General features: G+C 48.5%; 37 protein-coding genes. 4 read left to right on the forward strand and 33 right to left on the reverse strand.

All coding sequences use genetic code 11. From position 1 onward, the window contains the following. Positions 1–324: hypothetical protein (locus CJP46_RS36915; RefSeq protein ID WP_218831076.1), on the forward strand; the 324-nt coding region annotated here is incomplete at its 5' end. Positions 325–373: 49 nt separating this feature from the next. Here the strand turns inward: CJP46_RS36915 and CJP46_RS34555 are convergent. Beyond that, the gene (locus CJP46_RS34555) at positions 374–604 is read right to left on the reverse strand and encodes a hypothetical protein (RefSeq protein WP_094600151.1); all 231 of its coding nucleotides are present in this window, start codon (positions 602–604) and stop codon (positions 374–376) included. Positions 605–726: 122 nt separating this feature from the next. Next, a complete protein-coding gene (locus tag CJP46_RS34560) occupies positions 727–1332 on the reverse strand; it encodes a stage II sporulation protein M (RefSeq protein ID WP_094600152.1) in 606 nt (201 codons plus the stop codon). Between the two features lie 183 nt (positions 1333–1515). Between CJP46_RS34560 and pdaB the strand changes: the two genes are divergently transcribed. Next, a complete protein-coding gene (gene pdaB / locus CJP46_RS34565; protein WP_076176770.1) occupies positions 1516–2322 on the forward strand; it encodes a polysaccharide deacetylase family sporulation protein PdaB in 807 nt (268 codons plus the stop codon). Positions 2323–2353: 31 nt separating this feature from the next. Here pdaB and CJP46_RS34570 read toward each other — a convergent pair whose 3' ends face one another. Beyond that, on the reverse strand, positions 2354–2944 hold the full coding sequence (locus CJP46_RS34570; RefSeq protein WP_094600153.1) for a KinB-signaling pathway activation protein: 591 nt from the start codon (positions 2942–2944) through the stop codon (positions 2354–2356). A 127-nt stretch (positions 2945–3071) separates the two neighbouring features. Here CJP46_RS34570 and gerD point away from each other — a divergent pair, with 127 nt between their 5' ends. Further along, entirely contained in the window at positions 3072–3788 is a 717-nt protein-coding gene (gerD, locus tag CJP46_RS34575; protein ID WP_094600154.1) for a spore germination lipoprotein GerD, read from the forward strand. 59 nt (positions 3789–3847) lie between these two features. On the opposite strand, the gene CJP46_RS34580 is transcribed toward gerD, so the two are convergent. From CJP46_RS34580 to CJP46_RS34595, 4 genes are all read right to left on the reverse strand, one after another. Next, a complete protein-coding gene (locus CJP46_RS34580; protein WP_094600155.1) occupies positions 3848–4951 on the reverse strand; it encodes an Mrp/NBP35 family ATP-binding protein in 1104 nt (367 codons plus the stop codon). 71 nt (positions 4952–5022) lie between these two features. Next, entirely contained in the window at positions 5023–5790 is a 768-nt protein-coding gene (gene cwlD, locus CJP46_RS34585; RefSeq protein ID WP_094600156.1) for an N-acetylmuramoyl-L-alanine amidase CwlD, read from the reverse strand. 69 nt (positions 5791–5859) lie between these two features. Continuing rightward, positions 5860–7029 (reverse strand): sulfate adenylyltransferase, encoded by a 1170-nt coding sequence (sat, locus tag CJP46_RS34590; protein ID WP_094600157.1) that lies wholly within the window; start codon positions 7027–7029, stop codon positions 5860–5862. 33 nt (positions 7030–7062) lie between these two features. After that, a complete protein-coding gene (locus CJP46_RS34595; protein ID WP_094600158.1) occupies positions 7063–7755 on the reverse strand; it encodes a phosphoadenylyl-sulfate reductase in 693 nt (230 codons plus the stop codon). A gap of 332 nt (positions 7756–8087) precedes the next feature. Here CJP46_RS34595 and CJP46_RS34600 point away from each other — a divergent pair, with 332 nt between their 5' ends. Beyond that, positions 8088–8321, forward strand: a complete 234-nt coding sequence (locus tag CJP46_RS34600) for a hypothetical protein (RefSeq protein ID WP_094600159.1) — start codon at positions 8088–8090, stop codon at positions 8319–8321. Positions 8322–8425: 104 nt separating this feature from the next. Here CJP46_RS34600 and rpsI read toward each other — a convergent pair whose 3' ends face one another. The 26 genes from rpsI to rplP all read right to left on the reverse strand — a co-directional run bounded on the left by rpsI (position 8426) and on the right by rplP (position 21609). Next, entirely contained in the window at positions 8426–8818 is a 393-nt protein-coding gene (gene rpsI / locus CJP46_RS34605; protein WP_076176762.1) for a 30S ribosomal protein S9, read from the reverse strand. A gap of 19 nt (positions 8819–8837) precedes the next feature. Next, on the reverse strand, positions 8838–9275 hold the full coding sequence (gene rplM, locus CJP46_RS34610; protein WP_094600160.1) for a 50S ribosomal protein L13: 438 nt from the start codon (positions 9273–9275) through the stop codon (positions 8838–8840). A gap of 135 nt (positions 9276–9410) precedes the next feature. Beyond that, complete coding sequence (gene truA / locus CJP46_RS34615; protein ID WP_094600161.1) at positions 9411–10235, reverse strand: tRNA pseudouridine(38-40) synthase TruA; 825 nt, start codon at positions 10233–10235, stop codon at positions 9411–9413. A gap of 259 nt (positions 10236–10494) precedes the next feature. After that, positions 10495–10860, reverse strand: coding sequence for a 50S ribosomal protein L17 (gene rplQ / locus CJP46_RS34620; protein ID WP_076176759.1), 366 nt, complete (start codon positions 10858–10860; stop codon positions 10495–10497). Positions 10861–10893: 33 nt separating this feature from the next. Further along, positions 10894–11838 carry a DNA-directed RNA polymerase subunit alpha gene (locus CJP46_RS34625; protein WP_076176758.1) on the reverse strand — a complete coding sequence of 315 codons (945 nt, stop codon included), beginning with the start codon at positions 11836–11838 and terminating at the stop codon, positions 10894–10896. Between the two features lie 135 nt (positions 11839–11973). Next, positions 11974–12369: a 30S ribosomal protein S11 gene (gene rpsK, locus CJP46_RS34630; protein WP_009589209.1), complete on the reverse strand. Its 396-nt coding sequence runs from the start codon at positions 12367–12369 to the stop codon at positions 11974–11976. A 19-nt stretch (positions 12370–12388) separates the two neighbouring features. Then, on the reverse strand, positions 12389–12757 hold the full coding sequence (gene rpsM, locus CJP46_RS34635) for a 30S ribosomal protein S13 (RefSeq protein WP_094600162.1): 369 nt from the start codon (positions 12755–12757) through the stop codon (positions 12389–12391). 21 nt (positions 12758–12778) lie between these two features. After that, positions 12779–12892: a 50S ribosomal protein L36 gene (gene rpmJ, locus CJP46_RS34640; protein ID WP_026688601.1), complete on the reverse strand. Its 114-nt coding sequence runs from the start codon at positions 12890–12892 to the stop codon at positions 12779–12781. A gap of 155 nt (positions 12893–13047) precedes the next feature. Beyond that, positions 13048–13263 (reverse strand): translation initiation factor IF-1, encoded by a 216-nt coding sequence (gene infA / locus CJP46_RS34645; RefSeq protein WP_017692098.1) that lies wholly within the window; start codon positions 13261–13263, stop codon positions 13048–13050. A gap of 2 nt (positions 13264–13265) precedes the next feature. After that, entirely contained in the window at positions 13266–13574 is a 309-nt protein-coding gene (locus tag CJP46_RS34650; RefSeq protein ID WP_076176756.1) for a KOW domain-containing RNA-binding protein, read from the reverse strand. 10 nt (positions 13575–13584) lie between these two features. Beyond that, complete coding sequence (map, locus tag CJP46_RS34655; protein ID WP_094600163.1) at positions 13585–14337, reverse strand: type I methionyl aminopeptidase; 753 nt, start codon at positions 14335–14337, stop codon at positions 13585–13587. Positions 14338–14342: 5 nt separating this feature from the next. Further along, positions 14343–14987 carry an adenylate kinase gene (locus CJP46_RS34660; RefSeq protein ID WP_076176754.1) on the reverse strand — a complete coding sequence of 215 codons (645 nt, stop codon included), beginning with the start codon at positions 14985–14987 and terminating at the stop codon, positions 14343–14345. Between the two features lie 86 nt (positions 14988–15073). After that, positions 15074–16372 (reverse strand): preprotein translocase subunit SecY, encoded by a 1299-nt coding sequence (gene secY / locus CJP46_RS34665; protein WP_094600164.1) that lies wholly within the window; start codon positions 16370–16372, stop codon positions 15074–15076. Then, positions 16372–16812: a 50S ribosomal protein L15 gene (rplO, locus tag CJP46_RS34670; protein WP_076176752.1), complete on the reverse strand. Its 441-nt coding sequence runs from the start codon at positions 16810–16812 to the stop codon at positions 16372–16374. Before rplO ends, secY begins: the two co-directional genes overlap by 1 nt. A gap of 47 nt (positions 16813–16859) precedes the next feature. Then, positions 16860–17045, reverse strand: coding sequence for a 50S ribosomal protein L30 (gene rpmD / locus CJP46_RS34675; protein ID WP_076176751.1), 186 nt, complete (start codon positions 17043–17045; stop codon positions 16860–16862). Between the two features lie 12 nt (positions 17046–17057). Further along, the gene (gene rpsE / locus CJP46_RS34680; protein ID WP_094600165.1) at positions 17058–17555 is read right to left on the reverse strand and encodes a 30S ribosomal protein S5; all 498 of its coding nucleotides are present in this window, start codon (positions 17553–17555) and stop codon (positions 17058–17060) included. Positions 17556–17581: 26 nt separating this feature from the next. Then, positions 17582–17950: a 50S ribosomal protein L18 gene (rplR, locus tag CJP46_RS34685; RefSeq protein ID WP_094600166.1), complete on the reverse strand. Its 369-nt coding sequence runs from the start codon at positions 17948–17950 to the stop codon at positions 17582–17584. Positions 17951–18033: 83 nt separating this feature from the next. Then, the gene (gene rplF / locus CJP46_RS34690) at positions 18034–18576 is read right to left on the reverse strand and encodes a 50S ribosomal protein L6 (protein ID WP_094600167.1); all 543 of its coding nucleotides are present in this window, start codon (positions 18574–18576) and stop codon (positions 18034–18036) included. Positions 18577–18606: 30 nt separating this feature from the next. Beyond that, a complete protein-coding gene (gene rpsH, locus CJP46_RS34695) occupies positions 18607–19005 on the reverse strand; it encodes a 30S ribosomal protein S8 (RefSeq protein ID WP_094600168.1) in 399 nt (132 codons plus the stop codon). Between the two features lie 33 nt (positions 19006–19038). Beyond that, positions 19039–19224: a type Z 30S ribosomal protein S14 gene (locus CJP46_RS34700; RefSeq protein WP_074961883.1), complete on the reverse strand. Its 186-nt coding sequence runs from the start codon at positions 19222–19224 to the stop codon at positions 19039–19041. A gap of 46 nt (positions 19225–19270) precedes the next feature. Then, entirely contained in the window at positions 19271–19813 is a 543-nt protein-coding gene (gene rplE / locus CJP46_RS34705; RefSeq protein ID WP_094600169.1) for a 50S ribosomal protein L5, read from the reverse strand. A 31-nt stretch (positions 19814–19844) separates the two neighbouring features. Continuing rightward, a complete protein-coding gene (gene rplX / locus CJP46_RS34710; protein ID WP_094600170.1) occupies positions 19845–20198 on the reverse strand; it encodes a 50S ribosomal protein L24 in 354 nt (117 codons plus the stop codon). Between the two features lie 75 nt (positions 20199–20273). Then, entirely contained in the window at positions 20274–20642 is a 369-nt protein-coding gene (gene rplN, locus CJP46_RS34715; protein ID WP_076176744.1) for a 50S ribosomal protein L14, read from the reverse strand. Between the two features lie 36 nt (positions 20643–20678). Further along, positions 20679–20945 carry a 30S ribosomal protein S17 gene (rpsQ, locus tag CJP46_RS34720; protein ID WP_094600171.1) on the reverse strand — a complete coding sequence of 89 codons (267 nt, stop codon included), beginning with the start codon at positions 20943–20945 and terminating at the stop codon, positions 20679–20681. Positions 20946–20987: 42 nt separating this feature from the next. After that, on the reverse strand, positions 20988–21185 hold the full coding sequence (rpmC, locus tag CJP46_RS34725; protein ID WP_076176743.1) for a 50S ribosomal protein L29: 198 nt from the start codon (positions 21183–21185) through the stop codon (positions 20988–20990). Next, positions 21175–21609 (reverse strand): 50S ribosomal protein L16, encoded by a 435-nt coding sequence (gene rplP / locus CJP46_RS34730; RefSeq protein ID WP_094600172.1) that lies wholly within the window; start codon positions 21607–21609, stop codon positions 21175–21177. Before rplP ends, rpmC begins: the two co-directional genes overlap by 11 nt.

Raw genomic sequence — 21609 nt, forward strand, 5'->3', positions numbered from 1 at the left:
CCAGGATCAAACTCTCCAATAAAGTTGGAAGAATCTGCTCACCCGAAGGGAGTAGCTTTCCAACGAAAGTTTGTAGCTCATTTTGAATCTGACGAGATTGATTTAATCTCAAGTTGCTCTGGTCCGAAGACCATCGCGTTTATACTCACTCGTTGTTCAGTTTTCAAAGATCAAAAACTCTTTCTTTCGTCATCACCACATCTCAGCAGCGACTTTTATAATATATCATACTTACCAGATGTTTTGCAAGAGTTATTTTTAAAAAGTTTTTTACCAACCTTTATATCAGCCTCTCAAAACTTCTGTGCTCAGTTCAAAACTTAAAACTGAAGCGAAAGTTAATTTATCATAATTTAGACTGTGCCGTCAAGCACTATTGTTTAAATTGTGAGAGCTTGCTGTTACGTGCATACTTTGAAAGTTCCTTTTGCGGGGCAAATCGGGCGTACATGCGAAAGACCGTCTTGTAGCGGTTCGCAATAGCATTGCGGATATCCTGGTCCAAACGCTGATCGCTTAAATCAAACAGCATCTCATCCAGCTCCTTGCGCAGCACATAATCTAATTCCTTGCATTCCTTATCGTTAAACAGCATACCCAACATGTTAGAACCGGCCTCCCTGTAGATTTATCCCTGAACGTCCATGAATGGAACGGTTTATGGTTTTATCGTCTTACTGTTATGCTCAACTTTTGGGAAATTTATGAATCGCAAATTGCAAAATACTAATTCTTCATCAAACCATAGGTAACGGTGCTTTCAATAATTGCGGCCACAAGCAGCATAATGACGACCCAAAAGGCTGCTGTAACCGATTTCCGCAGCACTCCCTCGCCTTCTCTGCCCCATGCCCTCCTTTTGGGATTGATTCCGCTGATGATCCAGCTCCCCATTCTGATTCCGTAGGCGCACGCGATGATGATAGCCGGTATTTCAATAATGCCGTGCGGAAGCAGCCCCCTAACTACCAAATCGACCAGATTCTCTCCCTGGGCGCTTAAGCTATGTACCAAATAACCTATAACCATCCCATTGATCAACAGAAACACCACGGGCAGTATTCCTGCCAGAAGACCCAGATAAATGATCAGCACGCCTTTAATGCTGTTATTGAGAAAAATGAACCCGAAGAAGCTCCACTGCGGATGCTCCGAGTTCTGCAGATTACCGCTGACCTCCCTCAACCCGCTTAGCTGTTGGTTCACCAGCTCGGCCAAAGCCCCGGTACTGATCCACCCGGCTGCCACCCCGGCAGCAAAAAGAAATATCGCAAACACCAATGTTTTTTTGATCGACACTAAGTCTCTCATAAATGTACTTAAACGAAGCAATCGATTACCTCCTCATAGTAATAAGTCCCAAGTACGAGCATACATTGAAGTAAACAAGCTTTACATGAGCATTTTTCCTGAATTTCGTTGAAGGGGGCCGTTACAGCATATTTATCAAAGCCCTTAGTTATAACGGACGACGGCGCGAAATGCTGATGTATGGAAAGGGGAGCTTACGAGCATATGAATTCATTTTTCTATGTGCTGAATGGCAGGAAAATAAAACGCACGTTTCTTGTGCTGGCCGCAGCGGTATTTGCCATCGGTATCATCTATGTCGAGAGCGACAACATCACGGTATTCTCTGAAGGGGCTCCAGCAGCCATTTACAGCGTCCCTACAGAGAAAAAAGTGATCGCCCTGACCTTTGATATCAGTTGGGGTGAAAAGCGGGCAGAGCCCATTCTGAAGGTCCTGAAGGACAAGAACGTGCAAAAGGCCACTTTCTTTTTATCCTCTCCTTGGGGAAAAAGCCACCCGGATATCGTCAACGACATCAAAAACAGCGGGTTTGAGATTGGAAGCCACGGCCACAAACACGTGAATTACAGCACGCTGAGTGACGAAGAGATCCGCAAGCAGCTGATCACCGCCAATTCTATATTAACCGATTTGACCGGCAAGGAACCCAATCTCCTCCGCCTGCCTAATGGGGATTTTGACAAGCGGGTGCTGAAAATCGCCGACAGCCTTAACTATAAGGTTATTCAGTGGGATACCGACTCCCAAGATTGGAAAAACATCGGTGCACAGAATATCGTTAACCGAGTAGTGTCCAAAGCGCATCCCGGGGATATCGTGCTCCTCCATGCCAGCGACTCGGTCAAACAGACCCACGAAGCGCTTCCGGTCATCATTGATGAGCTCCGCAAGCAGGGGTACGAGTTCGTGACCGTGTCCGATCTGCTCAGCCAAGCGGATACCAAAGGGAAAGAAATTCATGACCAAGCGGCGATGCAGCAAGCCATCGATGACGCAGCCGGCATGTAAATGGTAAGCATAGAAAAAAGAGCTAAGGATCTTAGCTCTTTTTTGCGTTCAACACTTTATGAAGAATTAAAATTTGGTAAGCATTGCAGACCACCAGCGGAACCAAAATAAAGACGGTGGCGTTGTTGACCCCGATCTTGAGCCCTCCCACCAGTTCCACGATGGTAATCGCCGTCATGAAGAAGATCGTCGGAATCCAAGCTGTCGGGTTGGTCGCTCTGACCTTAAAATAAGCCACGACGACGGCTACGACCAGTATCGATATACCAACGACCAAGTCAGAAGTCTGGCTGTTCTCCTTCCCGACGAAGGAGCGGAAAAACATCACTTCAAGCAGTGCCAAAATGGCGAGGACAAGCTGTATGTACTGCCACACTTTTCTGGGGAATACCCCGATGGCCGTATAATTCAAAATCATATAAGCGAAAAAGCCAAGCTGGGAATAGACGCTGACCATCAGTCCGTATCCGAATAAGATGACCAAATAAAACAAATAATCGGAAGGCCCCTTGAATTTAATTATACCGCTTCCAAACTGCAGCAGCACCCCGGCTACGATCGCCGCAATGGAGCCGGCAAGCAGTGTTTTCCAAAATAATGTCATCCATCTTTTTAAGTTCAAATATTCTGCACCCCCAAGACTTTATTTTACCAACGTTCACAATAAAAAACCATCCATGGCTCGACATATTTCGAATTTTCGGATGCCATACTACAAACAGGATCTGAAGCAAAGGAGGACAACACTCATGAAGTGGCCGGTTATCGGTTTATGTACGCTTTTTCTCGGTATTTCCGCGGCACTGACGGGCTGTGGATCGGAACAGAGCTATGCCCCGCCCCAGAGCGATTATAAAGAGATGAAAACGATGGTTGTCGATATCCTGAAGAGCGATGAAGGCAAGAAAGCGGTCGAGGATGCCCTGAAGGGCGGCGGCGGATCGGGCAGCAGCGGCTCCGGGTCTGGCACGGGGATCGGTATGCAGATGATGTCCCTTCAAGCCGGAGATCAAATCCGGACGGCGGTCAAAGACACCATTACCGCTCCAGAGTATAAAAAAGAGTTTGAAAAAATTATGACGGATCCCCAGTTTGCCGGAGATTTCGCCAAGGTGATCAGTTCGCAGAACAAGCAGCTCCATATGCAGTTGATCAAAGATCCTACTTATCAGCAATCGGTCGCCGATATTATGAAATCACCCGAAGTCATGAAAATGTTTCTGGATATTACCAAAACCCCTGAATACCGCAAGCAGTCGATGACCGTCATGCAGGAAGCCATGCAGAACCCATTGTTCAAAATAGAAGTTATGAACATGCTGAAGGATGTCGTCACCCAGGAGCTCCAGCCTAAAACCGAGAAATCGCCAAAGAAGGGCGGTAACAAAGGTCAAGAAGGCGGAGATCAAGGCAGCGGCGAAGGCGGAGACAAGGAAAATGGCGATGGCGGCGGTGGAGGAAGTTAAAAACATTAAAAAAAGCCCCAAATGGGGCTTTTTTTAATGTGGTGAAACAAACGATTACTTTATTGCTCGCACTTTGCAACAACCGAAGCGGCCAATTGGCCGTAGATCTGACCCGACGGCGTGTCCGCCTTGTATACGGACGGCGAGAAGTCAGGTTCGGAGACATGGTTATCCGGCGCCCCAAGCGGCAGCTGCGCCAGAAGCTCCGTATGAAGCGTTTCCGCCAATTGTCCGCCTCCGCCCCGTCCGAATACGTAATCACGCTTGCCGCAGCCTGCGCACTCGTAGTAAGCCATATTTTCGACGACGCCTAAAATGTCATGATTGGTCTGAAGCGCCATCGCTCCAGCCCGGGCGGCTACGAAAGCAGCCGTGGCATGCGGGGTCGTCACGATGATCTCCTTGCTCTGCGGAAGCATCTGATGAACGTCAAGGGCCACATCGCCCGTTCCCGGCGGCAAGTCAAGCAGCATATAATCGAGCTGTCCCCAGCCGACATCGCCGAAAAACTGATGCAGCATTTTGCCGAGCATCGGTCCGCGCCAAATGACCGGGTTATTTTCTCGGATAAAAAAGCCCATCGACATCACCTTCACGCCAAAGCGCTCTACAGGGATGATGATGTTATCCTCTACCACCGGACCTTCCTCGATCCCCATCATATCCGGCACGCTGAAGCCGTAAATGTCGGCGTCAATGAGTCCTACGCGCTTGCCCATACGGGCCAAGGCTGCAGCCAGGTTGACCGTCACCGTCGACTTGCCGACGCCGCCCTTGCCGCTTGCGACCGCGATAAAATGGACATTCGGATCCTGCAGCAGCTGGTTGTGCTCCAGTCCGGCGGCATGTCCTTTTACGAGCTTATCCTCGTCCTCCTGGCGCATGCGCGCTGACTCGCCCAATATTTTCTCGCGTTCCAGCTCGTTGGCCTCCCGCATCCGAATGTGAATATCCGCACCCTCCGCGTCCCGAAGCCGTTCCCGGATGTCCTTCTCAAGCGCCTGGGCGTAATCTTCACGCTTGTCTAATGTGATGACCGACAGTGATATGCGGCTTTCCTTAACAACGATATCTCTTATCATTTGCAGCTCAATCAGGCTCTTCCCTGTGACAGGCTCGACGATTGGCTGTAATAGCTGTTGCACTTGCTCACGTGATAACATGCTGGCAGCACCTCTGCTTTATAATTTTCATCTAAGTTCCATCTAAAGCCTCAGGTGCTATTATACCATTCTCACGGATTTTCTGACGACACTTTCGCCTTTTCGCCGGACAAATAGCGGAGAACTCCTTTGTAAACCGATGCGGCGACCTTACGCTGGTAGCTCTCATCCCTGAGCAGCTCCGATTCCTGCGGATGGGACAGAAATCCGACCTCCACCAGAGCCGAGGGCATTTTAAGCGCTTGGAGCAAATATACCGTATTCACCGTTTTGGCCACTCTGTCCGTGTTTTCGAGGTTGCGCTTAATCTCATCCTGAATTAATGCAGCCAGCCCCGCGTTGTCGGGATGATTCGGATAATAAAACGTCTGCGCGCCCCGGTATCGGTTCGACGGAAAGCTGTTCATGTGAATGCTCAGAAACAGATCCGCATGCTTGTCCTCAATGAGCTTGGCCCGCTGCTTCAAATCCTCTGTCTTACGTTTGGAATACCCCTTCGAATCGCCCGCCAAGTCGTAGTCGCCCTCGCGCGTCATCACCACAATTGCGCCTGCCTGCTGCAAATAATCCCGCAGATATAGGGCGATCGCCAGGTTAATATCCTTCTCGATCACGCCCTGCTTGCTGACGGCTCCCCCGTCCGGCCCGCCATGACCGGCATCCAGTGCGATCACTTTCCCCGACAGCGGCAGAGCCAAGGACCCCGTCGTCTTCGCGGCAGGAATTTGGTATGTCGCCACCGCAATAAAAACAATGAGCAGGCAGAGGCCGATCAGCGCTTTTTTGATCGTGCTTACCCGGATCCACAGCACCTGTTTCTTTCGTCCCTGCTTGGACATAAAAAATCCACCTCCGTTCCCCATATCGACTCTACACATCTATATGGGGCGAGGTGGACAAATAGTACTTTATGAAGATACTTGCGCAGACATCCCTTCGATCAAAATCTGTGCAACCTCAGGACGGGTAAATTCCGGAGGCGGGCAAATGCCGTCCCGCAGAAGACCGCGCACCTTTGTGCCCGACAGGGTCAGATGATCTTCCTTCGGATGCGGGCAGGTTTTGCTGGATGCCATATTGCCGCATTTTTTGCAGAAGAAGCTGTGTTCGAAAAACAGCGGGGTAATGCCGAGTTCTTCCTCCGTGAAATTCGAGAAAATTTCCTGGGCTTCATAAGTGCCGTAGTAGTCGCCTACGCCGGCATGGTCACGCCCGACGATAAAATGGGTGCAGCCGTAATTTTTGCGGACCATCGCATGGAAAATGGCTTCTCTCGGGCCGGCATAACGCATAGCCGCCGGGAACACGCCAAGGAACGTACGATCAGCCGGATAGTAGTTTTCGAGCAGGACCAGATAACTCTTCATCCGGACGTTGGCCGGAACGTCATCCGACTTCGTTTCGCCAACGAGCGGGTTCAGGAACAGCGCATCGACGATTTCGAGCGCGCTCTTTTGGATGTACTCATGAGCCCGGTGAACCGGGTTGCGGGTTTGGAAGCCGACAACCTTCTTCCATCCCTTCTCCGCAAAAATGCGGCGCGTCTCCGCCGGGTCAAAATAAAACTCGGCGAACTTGGCCGGTTTCGGACGATTCAGCACCTGAATGCTTCCACCCACATAGTTCGATGGGCGCTCAAACAGCTTCTTGACACCAGGATGCTCGGAATCGCTTGCTTTAAATACTTTGGTCGCCTCTGCGGTCTGATCGACGCTGTAAATACTCTCGATATCGAGAACGGCATACACTACCCCGTCTTCTGCCCCAACGAGAGCTGCCTTGTCGCCAACAGCGAGTTCCGAGGCCTTATCATCATCTACAGCCAGCGTAATCGGAATGCTCCATACCGTGCCGTCCGCCAGTCTCATACGGTCGACGACCGACTGGTAATCCTGCTGGTTCATAAAGCCCGTCAACGGGGAAAAAGCGCCTACGCCAATCAAATCGATATCCGAGATCGTCCAAGTACTTACAGGAATTTGTTTAAAACCGGATGCTGCCTGAAGCAGCTCTTCTCTTGCCTGGCCTTCGGCAATGCGATTAATCAAGGTACCCCCGTGAGGCTGAATAGCTGTCATCTTCTCGCTCCCCTTCTTCTGGTCCGTTAATTATTACTTATGAAGTCCGCATTCAATCTTGTCACTGTTCGCCCAGCGCCCTGCACGAGGGTCTTCTCCCGGAGCAACCGCACGTGTGCAATACTCGCATCCAATACTCGGGAAGTTCATATCGTGAAGCGGGTTGTACAGAACCTGGTTTTCACGAATGTAATTCCATACGTCGTCTGTAGTCCAGTCCGCCAAAGGATTGAATTTCACCAGTCCGAACTTGTTGTCGTATTCCACCTTCTTGGCGTTAGCCCGAGTCGGCGCTTGATCCCGGCGAATTCCGGTAATCCATGCGTCGTACTGGGACAGGATCCGGGTCAAAGGCTCTACTTTACGGATATTGCAGCATGCGTTCGGTTCGGATTTCCACAGCTCTTCTCCATGGGCGGCCGCCTGTTCTTCAGGGGTCAGCTTCGGCGATACTCTCACGAATTCGATACCATATCTGGCTTCCAGGCGGTCACGGGTTTCGTACGTTTCTTTAAAGTGAAAATCGGTGTCGAGGTAAAAAATGTCGGTCGAAGGACTTACCTTCTGCAAAATATCAACGAGCACCACGTCTTCTGCGCCAAAGCTGCAGGCAAACGTAATGTTCGGAAACGTCTCCACCGCAAGGCGAATCAATTCTTCAGCCGTAGCGTGTTCCATTTCTTCTGCTTGTTTCTGGATCCACTGTTCTTTTTCAAGCAAATTCATACATGATGCCTCCATTCTGAATAAAAGTATGTTTAATAATCCACCATAATCCCTACTGAAATAATATGATTAATCACAAGTATAAAGTAAAACCAGTGGTTGTCAATTCCTTTTCGTCGTAATTTTTACCATTTTGGAATAAAGATTTTTTATTGACGCAATAGCCCCATGCATAAACGTACTTTTGGGGAAGACATACTAATCCGGTAAACGAATTCGGGCTGACAAGTTGCATAAGCTGCTCCGTAAAATGGGCAACAGAATGCATCGGGAAAAGTGCGAGCAACGGGTTATGGGTTATGTACCTAGACTATTGGGAAGGAGTGATCTTGGTGATCGTGTCTTCGCATCAACTGAAAAATGCGAGCGGGCCGTTGTACTGCGAAACCTGCAGCCGGCTGTCGGATCAGTTCAATGTATGGTGGACGGACGGTAAAAATGATGATGGCCTGGATTACTGCAACATTCATGTGGAATGCGCCACCTGCCACAACGAGGTATTTCAGAAATCGTCCGTAGGGGACATTCATAACCTGGACGATGCACTGAACGTACTGAGCCAATAAAATGGGTGGGGGCAATTTAAAGCTGAGCGGGTTCCGCCAGCCTCATAACAAAAAATCGCCCTAGGCCAGTAATGGCCAGGGCGATTTGTACATAAACGTAAATATTAACGTTTCGAGAATTGTGGCGCGCGACGAGCGGCTTTGAGACCGTATTTTTTACGTTCTTTCATCCGTGGGTCACGAGTCAGGAAGCCTGCTTTTTTCAGAGCCGGACGGTATTCCGGATCTGCTTTCAGCAGTGCACGGGAGATCCCGTGGCGAATGGCTCCGGCTTGACCGGAGATGCCGCCGCCGTTGGCAATAACGAGCACGTCGTATTGTCCCAGCGTTTCAGTCAAAGTCAGTGGTTGTTTTACGATCAGTTTGAGAGTTTCCAAACCGAAGTATTCGTTGATATCACGTTTATTAATGACAATGCGTCCTTCACCCGGTACAAGGCGAACACGAGCTACCGAATGTTTACGACGACCTGTCCCATAGTATTGTACTTGTGCCATGAAACTGTCCTCCTTTTAATTAGCCGCGAAGTTCGTAAACTTCTGGGTTTTGTGCTGCATGCGGATGTTCAGTACCTGCGTATACTTTCAGTCTCAGCTTCATTTTCTCGCCCATACGGGTTTTAGGAAGCATACCGTGAACAGCGGATTCCAATACACGTTCTGGCTTGCTGTTCAGCAGATCCTGAGCGTTCGTCACTTTCAAACCACCTGGATGCAGGGAGTGACGGTAGTATTTCTTGTTCTGAAGCTTCTTGCCTGTCAGATGAACCTTCTCAGCGTTGATGATGACAACGAAGTCACCTGTGTCAACATGAGTGGTGAATTGAGGCTTATGTTTACCGCGGATCAGGGCCGCAGTTTCGCTTGCCAGACGTCCGAGCGTTTTGCCTTCGGCATCAATGATGTGCCATTTGCGCTCTACTTCATTTGGCTTGGCCATATAGGTCGTACGCATGAATAGTTCCTCCTTGGTTTCGTCCGAAAATCATTTATCTTCGTTCTATTGTCAATGTTAAAAAAGTCATTTTCATGTTAGAAATGTGAATCTCTTAACTGGGGCTGTGGGAAAGCCATTAAGAAAACACAACTTTTATTCTACAGTAAACCCAGGCAAATCGCAAGCTGATTTTAAATTATTTTCGTCCGTCGTTTCATACTCGACGTTCCATAAAATAAGTCCCTTGGCGACGGCTGTAGGCCCTGCTTTGGACCGGTCCTTGGCTTCGAGGATTGCCGGCATATCCTCAGGCTTCTTGCGGCCTTTCCCGATCTCCAGCAGCGTCCCCACGATAATGCGGACCATATGCTGGAGAAAGCCGCTCCCTGTTACGAAGATATGAATCAGCCCTTGATCCCGCGTCCCTGGACGGCACATGGAATCATCTACCACGAGCTCGGCCTCATACAGTGTCCGGATATGGGAAGGCTTCGTAGAATGGCGCGAAGCAAAGGAAGTAAAGTCATGAGTTCCGATCAAATTCTTCAGCCCCTCTGCCATCGCCGCAATATCCAGCTTAACGGGATGATGGAATTGGGTCCGTCTCTGGAACAGATCCGGGAACTGATTGGCATTGATGGTATACCGGTACGTTTTGCGTTTGGCCGACCTTCTGGAGTGGAACTCCAGCGGAACTTCCGCCGCCTCCCAGACGATAATGTCTTGGGGCAGCCTCGAGTTGAGGGCGATGCACCAACGCTCGACTGGAATCTCGGAAGAGGTCATGAAGTTAAACACTTGGCCGCGAGCATGCACACCGGCATCTGTACGCCCGGAAGCGTGAATCTTGACCTCTTCCCCTGTCAGCAGCTTAATCGCCTTCTCCAGGGCATCCTGGACCGTACTACCGTCTGGCTGGGTCTGAAACCCGCAGTAATCTGTACCGTCATAACTGACCTTCATGCATAGGTTGCGCATTTCTTAAACCTCCTGAATCCGATACCGCATGGTTTCCCGATGAACAGGGAACCCTATCCACTCGAACGTTTTTACACAAAAACGGCCCCACCGCGATATACGGCGAAGCCGTTTCTGTATACTGGCTCGGATGAACCGGTTCTTTCTTCTCAGAAAAAGAAGCCCCCTCAGGAGCTCCTTTTACACGTCCTTTGAAGTGAAAAAAAGGGTTTGATCAGAATCATGGATTCCTTCCACCCTTTCCTCATCCTCATCAGTATTACGCGCGGTCAACCAGTTCCAAATAAACCATAGGCGCGGAATCACCGCGACGAGGTCCGAGCTTCAGGATACGAGTGTATCCGCCTGGACGCTCAGCGTAACGTGTAGCCAGCTCGCTGAACAGTTTTTGGATTGCGTCTTGCTCCCCATCTACCGTTTCACGACGAACGAATGCTGCCACTTGGCGACGGGCATGAAGATCACCCTTCTTTGCTTTCGTGATCAGCTTTTCAGCGATCGTGCGAACTTCTTTCGCTTTCGCTTCTGTCGTTTGGATACGCTCATATAAGAACAGGTCGGTTACCAGGTCACGGAACAAAGCTTTACGTGCACTGGAATCGCGGCCCAACTTTTGGTATGCCATGTTTTCCCCTCCTTCGCTAACAATCCTAAGATGCTATTCTTCTGTACGGAGTCCCAAACCGAGCTCTTCGAGCTTCTCTTGAACTTCCTCCAAAGATTTGCGGCCCAGGTTGCGGACTTTCATCATATCTTCTTCGGTCTTCGTGGTCAGCTCTTGCACCGTATTGATACCGGCACGTTTGAGGCAGTTGTAAGAACGTACGGAGAGATCCAGCTCTTCGATTGTCATCTCAAGCACTTTTTCTTTTTTGTCCTCTTCTTTTTCGACCATAATCTCCGCATCTTTCGCTTCGTCCGTGAGTCCCACGAACAGCATCAAATGCTCGGTCAAAATTTTGGCGCCGAGGCTAACAGCCTCTTCTGGTCTGATGCTGCCATCAGTCCACACTTCAAGCGTCAATTTGTCGTAGTTGGTCACTTGACCAACCCGCGTATTCTCCACGCCGTAATTCACGCGGCTAATCGGGGTATAGATAGAATCGACCGGGATGACGCCAATAGGTTGATCATCACGTTTATTCTTATCTGCTTGGACATAGCCACGACCGCGGTTAGCAAAAATACGCATATGGAGTCTCGATCCAGGACCTAGTGTAGCAATATGCAGGTCCGGATTAAGAATTTCCACATCGCTGTCCGCCCGGATGTCTCCTGCCGTCACGACACCTTCACCTTCAGCATCAATTTCGAACACTTTCTCTTCGTCCGAATGAATTTTCAGGGAAAGAGCCTTCAGGTTCAGAATAATTTCCGTTACGTCTTCCATGACGCCCGGAACCGTTGAGAATTCGTGAAGCACGCCGTCAATCTGAACAGATGTAACGGCCGCGCCAGGCAACGAGGAGAGCAGAATCCGGCGAAGTGAATTCCCCAGAGTCGTTCCATATCCTCGTTCCAGCGGTTCTACCACGAATTTTCCATAGGCTCCGTCTTCACTGACGTCTACGGTCTCAATTTTCGGCTTTTCGATTTCAATCACGCAAGTACCCCTCCTTCAAACGTCGCTCCTATATGAAACTGTCACCTTGTTCAAGTGTATCCATGTAGTATGCCTAAACAACCATTATTAGCAGATTGTGCCGGTTTTATACCACATTCCCAGGTTGACTATCAATTAGACACGACGACGTTTTGGCGGGCGGCAACCGTTGTGAGGAATTGGAGTTACGTCTTTGATCAGGTTGACTTCCAGACCAGCAGCTTGCAAAGAACGGATCGCTGCTTCACGGCCTGCACCTGGACCTTTAACCATAACCTCAACTGCCTTCATACCATGTTCCATTGCAGCTTTGGCAGCTGTTTCAGCAGCCATCTGTGCAGCAAACGGAGTAGATTTACGGGAACCTTTGAATCCGAGGCCGCCGGAGCTTGCCCAAGAAATTGCGTTTCCGTGAGGATCCGTGATCGTTACGATCGTATTGTTGAACGTGGAACGGATATGAGCCACGCCAGATTCAATATTTTTACGGTCACGACGTTTAGTACGTACGACTTTTTTCGGTTTAGCCATTGTCTTTTATCCCCCCTTATTATTTCTTCTTGTTCGCTACAGTACGACGAGGGCCTTTCCGTGTACGAGCATTAGTTTTAGTACGTTGTCCACGAACCGGCAGACCGCGGCGATGACGCACACCACGATAGCATCCGATTTCAACGAGACGCTTAATATTTAAGGAAATTTCACGACGCAGGTCACCCTCAACCTTAACCGTTTTGTCGATCGTTTCACGCAATTTGCTGACTTCATCTTCCGTCAAATCACGGACACGAGTGTCCGAATTGATGCCTGTTTCGCTCAGAATTTTCTGGGAAGTCGTTTTACCGATTCCGAAAATATAAGTCAAGGCGATCTCAACGCGTTTGTCACGTGGCAAATCCACACCAGCTATACGAGCCATTTTACGCTACACCCCCTTCTCTTAACCTTGTTTTTGTTTGTGCTTCGGATTTTCACAGATAACCATTACAGTGCCTTTACGACGAATGACTTTGCATTTTTCGCACATAGGCTTTACAGAAGGTCTTACCTTCATGTTCATTACCTCCCTAAAGTTTTGCTAAGCAAAACTCTCTTCGTAGGATGACTCGGAGTCAACCGGATCAGATCCGGATAAAATGTTCACTGCGTTAACTGCAACAAATGGGATGTTTAACATCCTGAACGTTTCCCCTAAAGGAAACGGAATTGCTATTTACGGTAAGTTATACGACCTTTGGTTAGATCATAAGGCGATAACTGCACGACCACTTTGTCGCCTGTCAGAATACGGATAAAGTGCATCCGCAGCTTACCGGAAACATGGGCAAGAATCTGATGACCGTTCTCCAGTTCGACCTTGAACGTCGCATTCGGCAATGGTTCAAGAACCGTGCCTTCCACTTCAATAACATCTTCTTTGGCCACAGTCAGTCTCCTTTCTCTTCAGCTTGGGATTCGGTGGACTTCATAAACTTCATCACTGCGTAACGCAGCTTTCCGTTCGTGACCCGACCGCTTTCTTTTAAACTGTCAACAACCTCACTGCTGATAAACTTTTGGGGTTCCAGATGCAATAAGTTCTTCTTCTTGCACTGGTCAAACTTTCGTTTGTCCCCGTCAGCTATATACACAAATCTGCTGTCAGCTATGGATACGACCACGGCGAGCTGTCCGGCATCCTTGCCTTTCAGGATCTTCACAATTTGACCGATTTGCGGGCTGCTTTGATTGCTCAAGAACGATCACCTACACATCCAGTTTTGTGAAAATCTCCATGCCGTCCGGTGTCACAGCCACCGTATGCTCGAAATGGGCACACAGGGAACCGTCAACCGTAACGACCGTCCAATTGTCTTCCAGCGTCTTAACATACCTTGATCCGGCATTGACCATCGGTTCGATTGCCAACACCATGCCGGGTTTAAGCCGAGGCCCTCGGTCCGGCGTGCCAAAGTTCGGAATTTGTGGTTCTTCATGCAGTTCTGCCCCAACACCATGCCCGACATACTCCCGGACGACCGAGAAGCCGGCATCTTCAATCACGCGTTGAATGGCATGCGAGATCGTAAACAGGCGCACATCAGGTTTGACAAGCTCTAAGCCTGCATACAAAGACCTTTCGGTGACATCCAGCAAACGCTGGGCTTCCTCCGAAATGCTGCCTACAGGATAGGTCCAAGCGGAGTCTCCATGGTAACCACGGTACTGCGCACCGATGTCTAGCGTAATAATGTCGCCTTCGTTTAATTTGCGTTTGCCGGGAAATCCGTGCACCAATTGATCATTGACTGAAGCGCAAATGCTGGCAGGAAAACCATTGTAGCCTTTAAAAGACGGCAGCGCATGTTGACTGCGAATGTAGTGGTCTGCAATCCGATCAAGTTCTCCGGTAGTAATCCCCGGCTCAATGTGTTTGGCCATAAGGCGGTGCGTTTCCGCAACGATCCGTCCGGCCTCTCTCATAAAGCCAAGTTCCGTTTCGGACTTACAAATGATCATTCCAATTAACCTCGCAGTACCGATACGATTTCATCGGATACCGTACCGATTTCCTGATCACCATCGATCTGACGCAAAAGACCTTTGTTCTCATAAAACGTAAGGAGCGGTGCTGTTTTGTTGATATATTCGTCCAGGCGGGTACCTACGCTTTCTTCATTATCATCAGAGCGTTGATACAGTTCGCCTCCGCATTTATCACATACACCTTCCTGTTTTGGCGGGTTGAAAATCACATGATAAGTTGCACCGCAGTTCTTGCAGATGCGGCGTCCCGTAAGGCGTGCCATCAGCTTGTCGCGGTCTACTTTCAGGTTGATGACATGATCCAGCTTTGTGTTCAGTCTGCTAAGAATTTCATCCAGCGCTTCCGCTTGCGAAAGGGTTCTTGGAAAGCCGTCCAATAAAAAACCTTTTTCGCAATCGGACTGCTGCAGACGTTCTTCAACAATGCCGATCGTTACATCATCCGGTACCAGGAGTCCTTGATCCATGTATTCTTTGGCTTTCTTCCCGATGGGAGTTCCTTGCTTAATCGCCAAACGAAATGCATCGCCTGTCGAAATATGGGGAATGCCGAATTCATTGACAATGACTTCCGCCTGTGTTCCCTTACCTGCCCCAGGAGGGCCCATGAATAGTATGTTCACGTATCTCTCTCCCTCCAAACACTACCGTTACAAGAAACAACGCAATAAGCACCGGGAAGTTCAGTTAACTTCACCGGGACCTATTACTATTTATTGATAAAGCCTTTGTAATGGCGTTTAATCAATTGACTTTCGATGGTCTTCATTGTATCCAATGCCACACCGATGACGATGAGCAGTGAAGTCCCCCCGATTTTCACCGAGCTGGGCAGACCGGCAAGCGTACCGAAACCAATCGGAAGCAGAGAAATAAGGGCCAGGAAGATGGCGCCGGTCATTGTTAACCGGGACATAACTCGGGTCAAGTATTTCTCAGTCGCTTTACCAGGACGAATGCCAGGAATGTAGCCACCGTTTTTCTTCATGTTATCAGCCATTTGGTTTGGATTCATCTGCACGAACGTGTAGAAGAAAGTGAAACCAATGATCATCAGAACATACAGTACCATACCAAGAGGGTAGTCATATCTCAAGTTTGTTTGAATCCACTTCGCCCATTCGTGAGTTGACCAGAAGCTCGCAATAATCGTCGGGAACTGCAGCAAGGAGACGGCGAAGATGACCGGAATAACGCCCGCAGCATTGATCTTAAGCGGAATATGCGTATTCTGTCCACCGTACATTTTGTTGCCTACCACACGTTTTGCGTACTGCACAGGAATTTTACGAATCGCCTGCTGGATGTAAATGACACCCGCAATAATCGCCACGATCACAATAAGTATGATGATCGTCTTGAGTGTATTCATAAATACCTGACCATCTTGAATAAAGTTGGAACTCGCTGTCGTACGGATATACATCGGTATGTTAGCGATAATCCCTGCAAAAATCAGAATGGAAATACCATTACCGATTCCTTTTTCAGTAATTTGTTCACCAAGCCACATCAGGAATGCTGTACCTGCGGTCAAAACGATCGCAACGATCATATAATCCACGAAAGTGGCATTGGGAATCATTTGCGTTCCGTACAACCGGTTAAAACCGATAGCCATCGCAAATGACTGAATCAGGCCCAATACTATCGTACCATAGCGTGTCAATTGCGCCGACTTCTTCTTCCCGTGCTCGCCTTGTTTAGCCCATTCGGCAAGTTTCGGGACGACATCCATCGACAACAACTGCACAATGATGGACGAGGTAATATACGGCACGATCCCGAGGGCAAAGATGGAGAACTGATGCAGCGCTCCTCCCGAGAACGTGTTTAAGAGACCAAACAACTCGCTACCCTGCTGATTCGTTTGCTCCAAGACCGTTTTATCAACGCCTGGAACAGGTACGAATGAACCGATACGGTAAATGATCAGTACAAACAAGGTGAACAAGATTCTCTTGCGTAGGTCCTCAACCCGCCATATATTCTTAAGGGTCTTAAACATTAGATCACCTCGGTTTTACCGCCGGCAGCCTCGATTTTCTCTACCGCAGATTGAGAGAACTTGTTTGCTTTTACAGTCAATTTTACGGTTACTTCGCCATTACCAAGAATTTTGATGCCGCTCTTCGTGTTTTTCACGACGCCGCTTTCCACCAAAAACTCAGGAGTTACTTCAGTACCCTCTGCAAAGCTGTTCAGTTCCTCGATGTTCACGATCGCATACTCTTTCCGCGTAGGATTTACAAATCCACGTTTTGGCAGACGACGATACAATGGGTTTTGCCCACCTTCGAAGCCAGGACGTACACCGCCGCCGGAACGAGCGTTTTGACCTTTGTGACCACGGCCGGAAGTTTTACCAGTACCGCTACTTGTTCCACGGCCAACACGTTTGCGTTCTTTGCGGGATCCAGCAGCTGAGGAAAGTTCGTGTAACTTCATCGTTCGTTGCACCTCCTTAATATTTCTAGGTTAATCTAGAATCAAGATTAACCTTCAATTTCAGTAACAGATACCAAGTGGCTCACTTTGTTGATCATTCCGCGAATTGCAGGATTGTCGTTATGAACCACCGTCGAATTTAATTTACGCAAGCCGAGAGTTTTTACAGTCGTACGCTGAGTTTCAGGACGGCCGATCAAACTGCGGACGAGGGTAATTTGAAGTTTAGCCATGACATTCCCTCCTTAACCGAGCAGCTCTTCGACAGATTTGCCACGCAATTTGGCTACATCTTCAGCACGCTTCAGACGGGACAAACCTTCTAAAGTCGCGTTGACCATGTTCATGGAGTTCGAAGAACCCAAAGATTTTGTCAAGATGTCACCTACACCTGCCAGCTCCAGTACGGCACGTACAGGACCGCCGGCGATAACCCCAGTACCTTCAGACGCTGGTTTCAAAAGAACGCGTCCAGCACCAAAGTGGCCAGTGACCAGGTGAGGAATTGTTGTTCCAACGAGAGGAACGTGAATCAGATTTTTCTTAGCATCTTCGATGCCTTTGCGGATGGCGTCAGGAACTTCGCCTGCTTTACCGATACCAGCACCAACCCAGCCTTTGCCGTCGCCGACAACTACCAAAGCGCTGAAGCTGAAACGGCGTCCGCCTTTTACTACTTTAGCAACGCGGTTAATATTAACCACTCTTTCAGTCAGTTCCAAAGTGTTAGGATCTACACGCAAGTCGTTTACCTCCTTTTTAGAAATTCTTAGAATTGCAAGCCTGTTTCGCGAGCCGCGTCAGCCAGAGCTTGAATCCGTCCATGGTACAGGTATCCTCCGCGATCGAATACGATCGAAGTATGACCTTTTTCTTTTGCACGCTTAGCAACGAGTTCGCCGACTTGACGAGCAGCCTCAACGCTGCCGCCGTTTTTCACGGAACCACTAATCTCTTTATCGACTGTAGATGCAGAAACGATGGTTACGCCAGCTACGTCGTCGATCAGTTGAGCGTAGATATGTTTAGCAGAACGGAATACGTTCAAACGTGGGCGTTCAGCAGTGCCTTCGATCTTCTTGCGAACACGCAGATGACGTTTGAGACGAGCTTTGTTCTTATCCTCTTTTGTAATCATGACTTCCCTTTCACTCCTTTCAGTTTGCCATTAGAGCTTCACTTTAAGACGCACGGGGTAAAGAAGGCTTAAGAAATAATTGCTTATTTCTTCTTACCTGCTTTACCTTCCTTACGGATAATGCGCTCACCTTCGTACTTAATCCCTTTACCTTTGTAAGGCTCAGGCTCGCGAACGGAACGGATTTTAGCAGCGTATGCACCTACGCGCTCTTTATCGATCCCGCGAACGATGATTTTCGTATTTGCAGGCACTTCAAACTCGATACCTGCTTCTGGAGTGATTTCAACCGGATGAGAGTAACCAACGTTCAGGACGATCTTATCTCCGGACTTGCTTGCACGATATCCGACCCCAACCAATTCCAGAGATTTCGAAAAGCCTTCTGTTACTCCGCTCACCATATTGTTGACAACGCTGCGGGTCGTGCCGTGAAGCGAACGATGCGCTTTGTTGTCGGATGGGCGTTCAACGACGATTTCGTTGTTTTCCACCGTTACCTTCATGTCTTTATGAAGTTCACGAGTCAAAGATCCTTTAGGTCCTTTAACCGTAATAACGGAATTGTTCAGTGTGATGTCCACACCGCTTGGTACTGCGATTGGTTTGCGACCAATACGAGACATGTGTTGCACCTCCTTGTTCTGTGACGTGTATTACCAAACGTAGCAGACAACTTCTCCGCCAGCTTTGGATTGACGAGCTTCTTTGTCGGTCATAACTCCCTTGGATGTGGAGATAATCGCAATACCCAAACCGCCGAGGACACGAGGAATTTCGTTGCTCTTCGTGTACACGCGCAGACCTGGTTTACTGATTCTCTTCAAACCGGAGATGACGCGTTCATTGTTGGCACCGTATTTCAGGAAAACACGGATAATCCCTTGTTTGTTGTCATCGATATATTCTGCATCACGGATGAAACCTTCACGCTTCAAAATGTCAGCGATTTGTTTTTTCAACGTCGACGCAGGCATTTCAACCGTCTCGTGACGCACAGTGTTGGCGTTACGAATACGAGTCAGCATATCTGCAATTGGATCAGACATAGTCATTTCGTGTGAACCTCCTTCCCGATTGTAAACTTCTTACCAGCTTGCTTTTTTCACGCCAGGAATCTGGCCTTTATAAGCTAATTCACGGAAACAAATTCTGCAAATTTTGAACTTTTGCAGTACCGAATGTGGACGACCGCAACGTTCGCAGCGTGTGTAAGCACGCACTTTATACTTAGGCGTACGTTGTTGTTTTACCTTCATCGAAGTTTTTGCCACTTAGCCTGACACCTCCTAAAAATTTTCGGAGAAATGGATTTGCGAATTACTTCGCAAAAGGCATTCCCAATTGAGCGAGCAGCTCGCGGGACTCTTCGTCAGTTTTAGCCGTCGTTACGACAACGATATCCATACCACGGACTTTATCAACTTTATCATACTCGATCTCAGGGAAAATCAGTTGCTCCTTGAGGCCAAGCGTGTAGTTGCCGCGTCCATCAAATGCTTTTGTAGACACGCCATGGAAGTCACGGACACGTGGAAGGGTAACGTTGAACAATTTGTCCAGGAAGTAGTACATACGCTCTCCGCGCAGTGTTACCTTCACACCGATCGGCATATTCTCACGCAGTTTGAATCCGGCGATGGATTTCTTAGCACGAGTAATTACCGGCTTTTGACCAGCAATCAGCTGCATATCATTGACTGCGGCATCCAGTACTTTCGAGTTCGATACGGCATCACCCACACCCATGTTGATGACAACCTTCTCGATTTTAGGTACCTGCATTACCGTAGAATAACTGAACTTCTGCATCAAAGCAGGAGTAACTTCATTCAAAAAACGTTCTTTCAATCTTGCTGCCATGAATTATGAACCTCCTTTCTTAACGATTCGATTAGTCGATAACCTCTCCGGATCTCTTCGCAACACGGACCTTTTTACCGTTATCCAGCGTTTTGTAACCGATACGGGTTACTTTTCCGCTCTTCGGATCGATATGCATCACATTGGATACATGGATCGGTGCTTCCTGCTCGATGATTCCGCCTTGAGGGTTGGATTGGTTCGGTTTTTGGTGTTTCTTCACCATGTTCACGCCTTCGACAAGCACACGGTTTTCACGAGGATACGCTGCGATGACACGGCCTTTTTTGCCTTTGTCTTTACCGCCGATAACCATAACAGTATCTTCTTTTTTCACGTGCAGTTTGTTGCTGTGCGATTCCAGAACCTTCTTCACTTTCGGCATTTTGTTACACCTCCTATGACTGCATGTTAACGATTTATCGGGATCCCGTAACAGCTCGCTGTCCGGGAATCAGCTTTAGATTACTTCCGGTGCCAAGGAAACGATTTTCATGAAATCTTTGTCGCGAAGTTCGCGAGCCACTGGTCCGAAAATACGCGTTCCGCGCGGGCTTTTGTCTTCTTTTACAACAACCGCTGCGTTTTCGTCAAAAGAGATGTAAGATCCGTCTTTGCGGCGTACAGAACGCTTCGTACGAACCACAACAGCTTTAACAACATCGCCTTTTTTGACAACGCCGCCTGGTGTTGCTTGTTTGACGGAGCAAACGATCAAATCACCGATGGCTGCTGTACGACGTCCCGTACCACCCAGCACGCGGATACACATCAGTTCCTTCGCACCAGAGTTGTCAGCTACTTGAAGACGTGTAAATGGTTGAATCATTGAAATTTCCTCCTTTCGGAAAAACTAACTCTATCTTTAGATGATAACCGCTTTTTCAACGACTTCTACCAGTCTCCAACGTTTGTCTTTAGAGAGTGGACGAGTTTCCATGATTTTAACGGTATCTCCGATTTGTGCTGTGTTGCTCTCATCATGCGCTTTAAATTTCTTCGTGTATTTAATGCGCTTGTGGTAGAGATCATGCTTTTTGTAAGTTTCAACGGCTACAACAATGGTTTTATCCATTTTGTCACTGACAACCTTACCGATTTGCACTTTACGAGCATTGCGTTCTTCGCTCATAGTTAGCCTCCTTCCTGATTCAGACGAGCACGACTGTATCTATTAACTAATCCCAAGTTCTCTTTCACGGATGACGGTTTTAGCACGAGCTATTTCCTTGCGCACATCACGGATCCGAGTTGGGTTATCAAGCTGTCCGGTAGCCAATTGAAAACGGAGGTTAAAGAGTTCTTCTTTAAAGCCCGCAATCTTTTGCTCGATTTCTGCAGTGGTCAAGTTACGCAGATCATTAGCTTTCATTTGCTTCACCACCCAATTCTTCACGTTTCACAAACTTCGTTTTGATCGGCAGCTTGTGAGCGGCGAGACGCATCGCTTCGCGAGCGATTTCCTCAGGCACGCCTCCAAGTTCAAACATAATCTTGCCTGGTTTGACAACTGCGACCCATTTCTCAACGTTACCTTTACCGCTACCCATACGAACCTCAAGAGGTTTTTGAGTGATCGGCTTGTCTGGGAAAATCTTAATCCACACTTTACCGCCACGCTTGATGTAACGCGTCATCGCAATACGCGCTGCTTCAATCTGACGGTTCGTGATCCAAGTTGGCTCCAGAGCTTGCAAACCGAATTCACCGAAGTTCAGTTCCGTTCCGCCTTTTGCCATACCCTTCATGTGACCGCGTTGTTGCTTGCGGTGTTTTACACGTTTTGGTACCAACAT

Origin of the sequence: Paenibacillus sp. XY044 (genome assembly GCF_002257645.1) — a bacterium.
Classification (GTDB): Bacteria; Bacillota; Bacilli; order Paenibacillales; family Paenibacillaceae; genus Paenibacillus_AQ.

Bases quoted from the DNA above. Each gene is read 5' to 3' on its own strand.
- rplN (WP_076176744.1), bottom strand. From the start codon at position 20,642: ATGATTCAACCATTTACACGTCTTCAAGTAGCTGACAACTCTGGTGCG.
- CJP46_RS34555 (WP_094600151.1), bottom strand. From the start codon at position 604: ATGTTGGGTATGCTGTTTAACGATAAGGAATGCAAGGAATTAGATTAT.
- rpsQ (WP_094600171.1), bottom strand. From the start codon at position 20,945: ATGAGCGAAGAACGCAATGCTCGTAAAGTGCAAATCGGTAAGGTTGTC.
- secY (WP_094600164.1), bottom strand. From the start codon at position 16,372: ATGTTTAAGACCCTTAAGAATATATGGCGGGTTGAGGACCTACGCAAG.
- rplE (WP_094600169.1), bottom strand. From the start codon at position 19,813: ATGGCAGCAAGATTGAAAGAACGTTTTTTGAATGAAGTTACTCCTGCT.
- sat (WP_094600157.1), bottom strand. From the start codon at position 7,029: ATGACAGCTATTCAGCCTCACGGGGGTACCTTGATTAATCGCATTGCC.
- rplO (WP_076176752.1), bottom strand. From the start codon at position 16,812: ATGAAGTTACACGAACTTTCCTCAGCTGCTGGATCCCGCAAAGAACGC.
- rpmD (WP_076176751.1), bottom strand. From the start codon at position 17,045: ATGGCTAAACTTCAAATTACCCTCGTCCGCAGTTTGATCGGCCGTCCT.
- map (WP_094600163.1), bottom strand. From the start codon at position 14,337: ATGATCATTTGTAAGTCCGAAACGGAACTTGGCTTTATGAGAGAGGCC.
- rpsI (WP_076176762.1), bottom strand. From the start codon at position 8,818: ATGGCACAAGTACAATACTATGGGACAGGTCGTCGTAAACATTCGGTA.
- rplM (WP_094600160.1), bottom strand. From the start codon at position 9,275: ATGCGTACGACCTATATGGCCAAGCCAAATGAAGTAGAGCGCAAATGG.
- rpsM (WP_094600162.1), bottom strand. From the start codon at position 12,757: ATGGCTCGTATAGCTGGTGTGGATTTGCCACGTGACAAACGCGTTGAG.
- gerD (WP_094600154.1), top strand. From the start codon at position 3,072: ATGAAGTGGCCGGTTATCGGTTTATGTACGCTTTTTCTCGGTATTTCC.
- rplF (WP_094600167.1), bottom strand. From the start codon at position 18,576: ATGTCTCGTATTGGTCGCAAACCAATCGCAGTACCAAGCGGTGTGGAC.
- rplP (WP_094600172.1), bottom strand. From the start codon at position 21,609: ATGTTGGTACCAAAACGTGTAAAACACCGCAAGCAACAACGCGGTCAC.
- cwlD (WP_094600156.1), bottom strand. From the start codon at position 5,790: ATGTCCAAGCAGGGACGAAAGAAACAGGTGCTGTGGATCCGGGTAAGC.
- truA (WP_094600161.1), bottom strand. From the start codon at position 10,235: ATGCGCAACCTATGCATGAAGGTCAGTTATGACGGTACAGATTACTGC.
- rplR (WP_094600166.1), bottom strand. From the start codon at position 17,950: ATGATTACAAAAGAGGATAAGAACAAAGCTCGTCTCAAACGTCATCTG.
- CJP46_RS34595 (WP_094600158.1), bottom strand. From the start codon at position 7,755: ATGAATTTGCTTGAAAAAGAACAGTGGATCCAGAAACAAGCAGAAGAA.
- pdaB (WP_076176770.1), top strand. From the start codon at position 1,516: ATGAATTCATTTTTCTATGTGCTGAATGGCAGGAAAATAAAACGCACG.
- rpsK (WP_009589209.1), bottom strand. From the start codon at position 12,369: ATGGCTAAACCGAAAAAAGTCGTACGTACTAAACGTCGTGACCGTAAA.
- CJP46_RS34580 (WP_094600155.1), bottom strand. From the start codon at position 4,951: ATGTTATCACGTGAGCAAGTGCAACAGCTATTACAGCCAATCGTCGAG.
- rpmJ (WP_026688601.1), bottom strand. From the start codon at position 12,892: ATGAAGGTAAGACCTTCTGTAAAGCCTATGTGCGAAAAATGCAAAGTC.
- rpmC (WP_076176743.1), bottom strand. From the start codon at position 21,185: ATGAAAGCTAATGATCTGCGTAACTTGACCACTGCAGAAATCGAGCAA.
- rpsH (WP_094600168.1), bottom strand. From the start codon at position 19,005: ATGACTATGTCTGATCCAATTGCAGATATGCTGACTCGTATTCGTAAC.
- rplQ (WP_076176759.1), bottom strand. From the start codon at position 10,860: ATGGCATACCAAAAGTTGGGCCGCGATTCCAGTGCACGTAAAGCTTTG.
- rplX (WP_094600170.1), bottom strand. From the start codon at position 20,198: ATGCCGAAAGTGAAGAAGGTTCTGGAATCGCACAGCAACAAACTGCAC.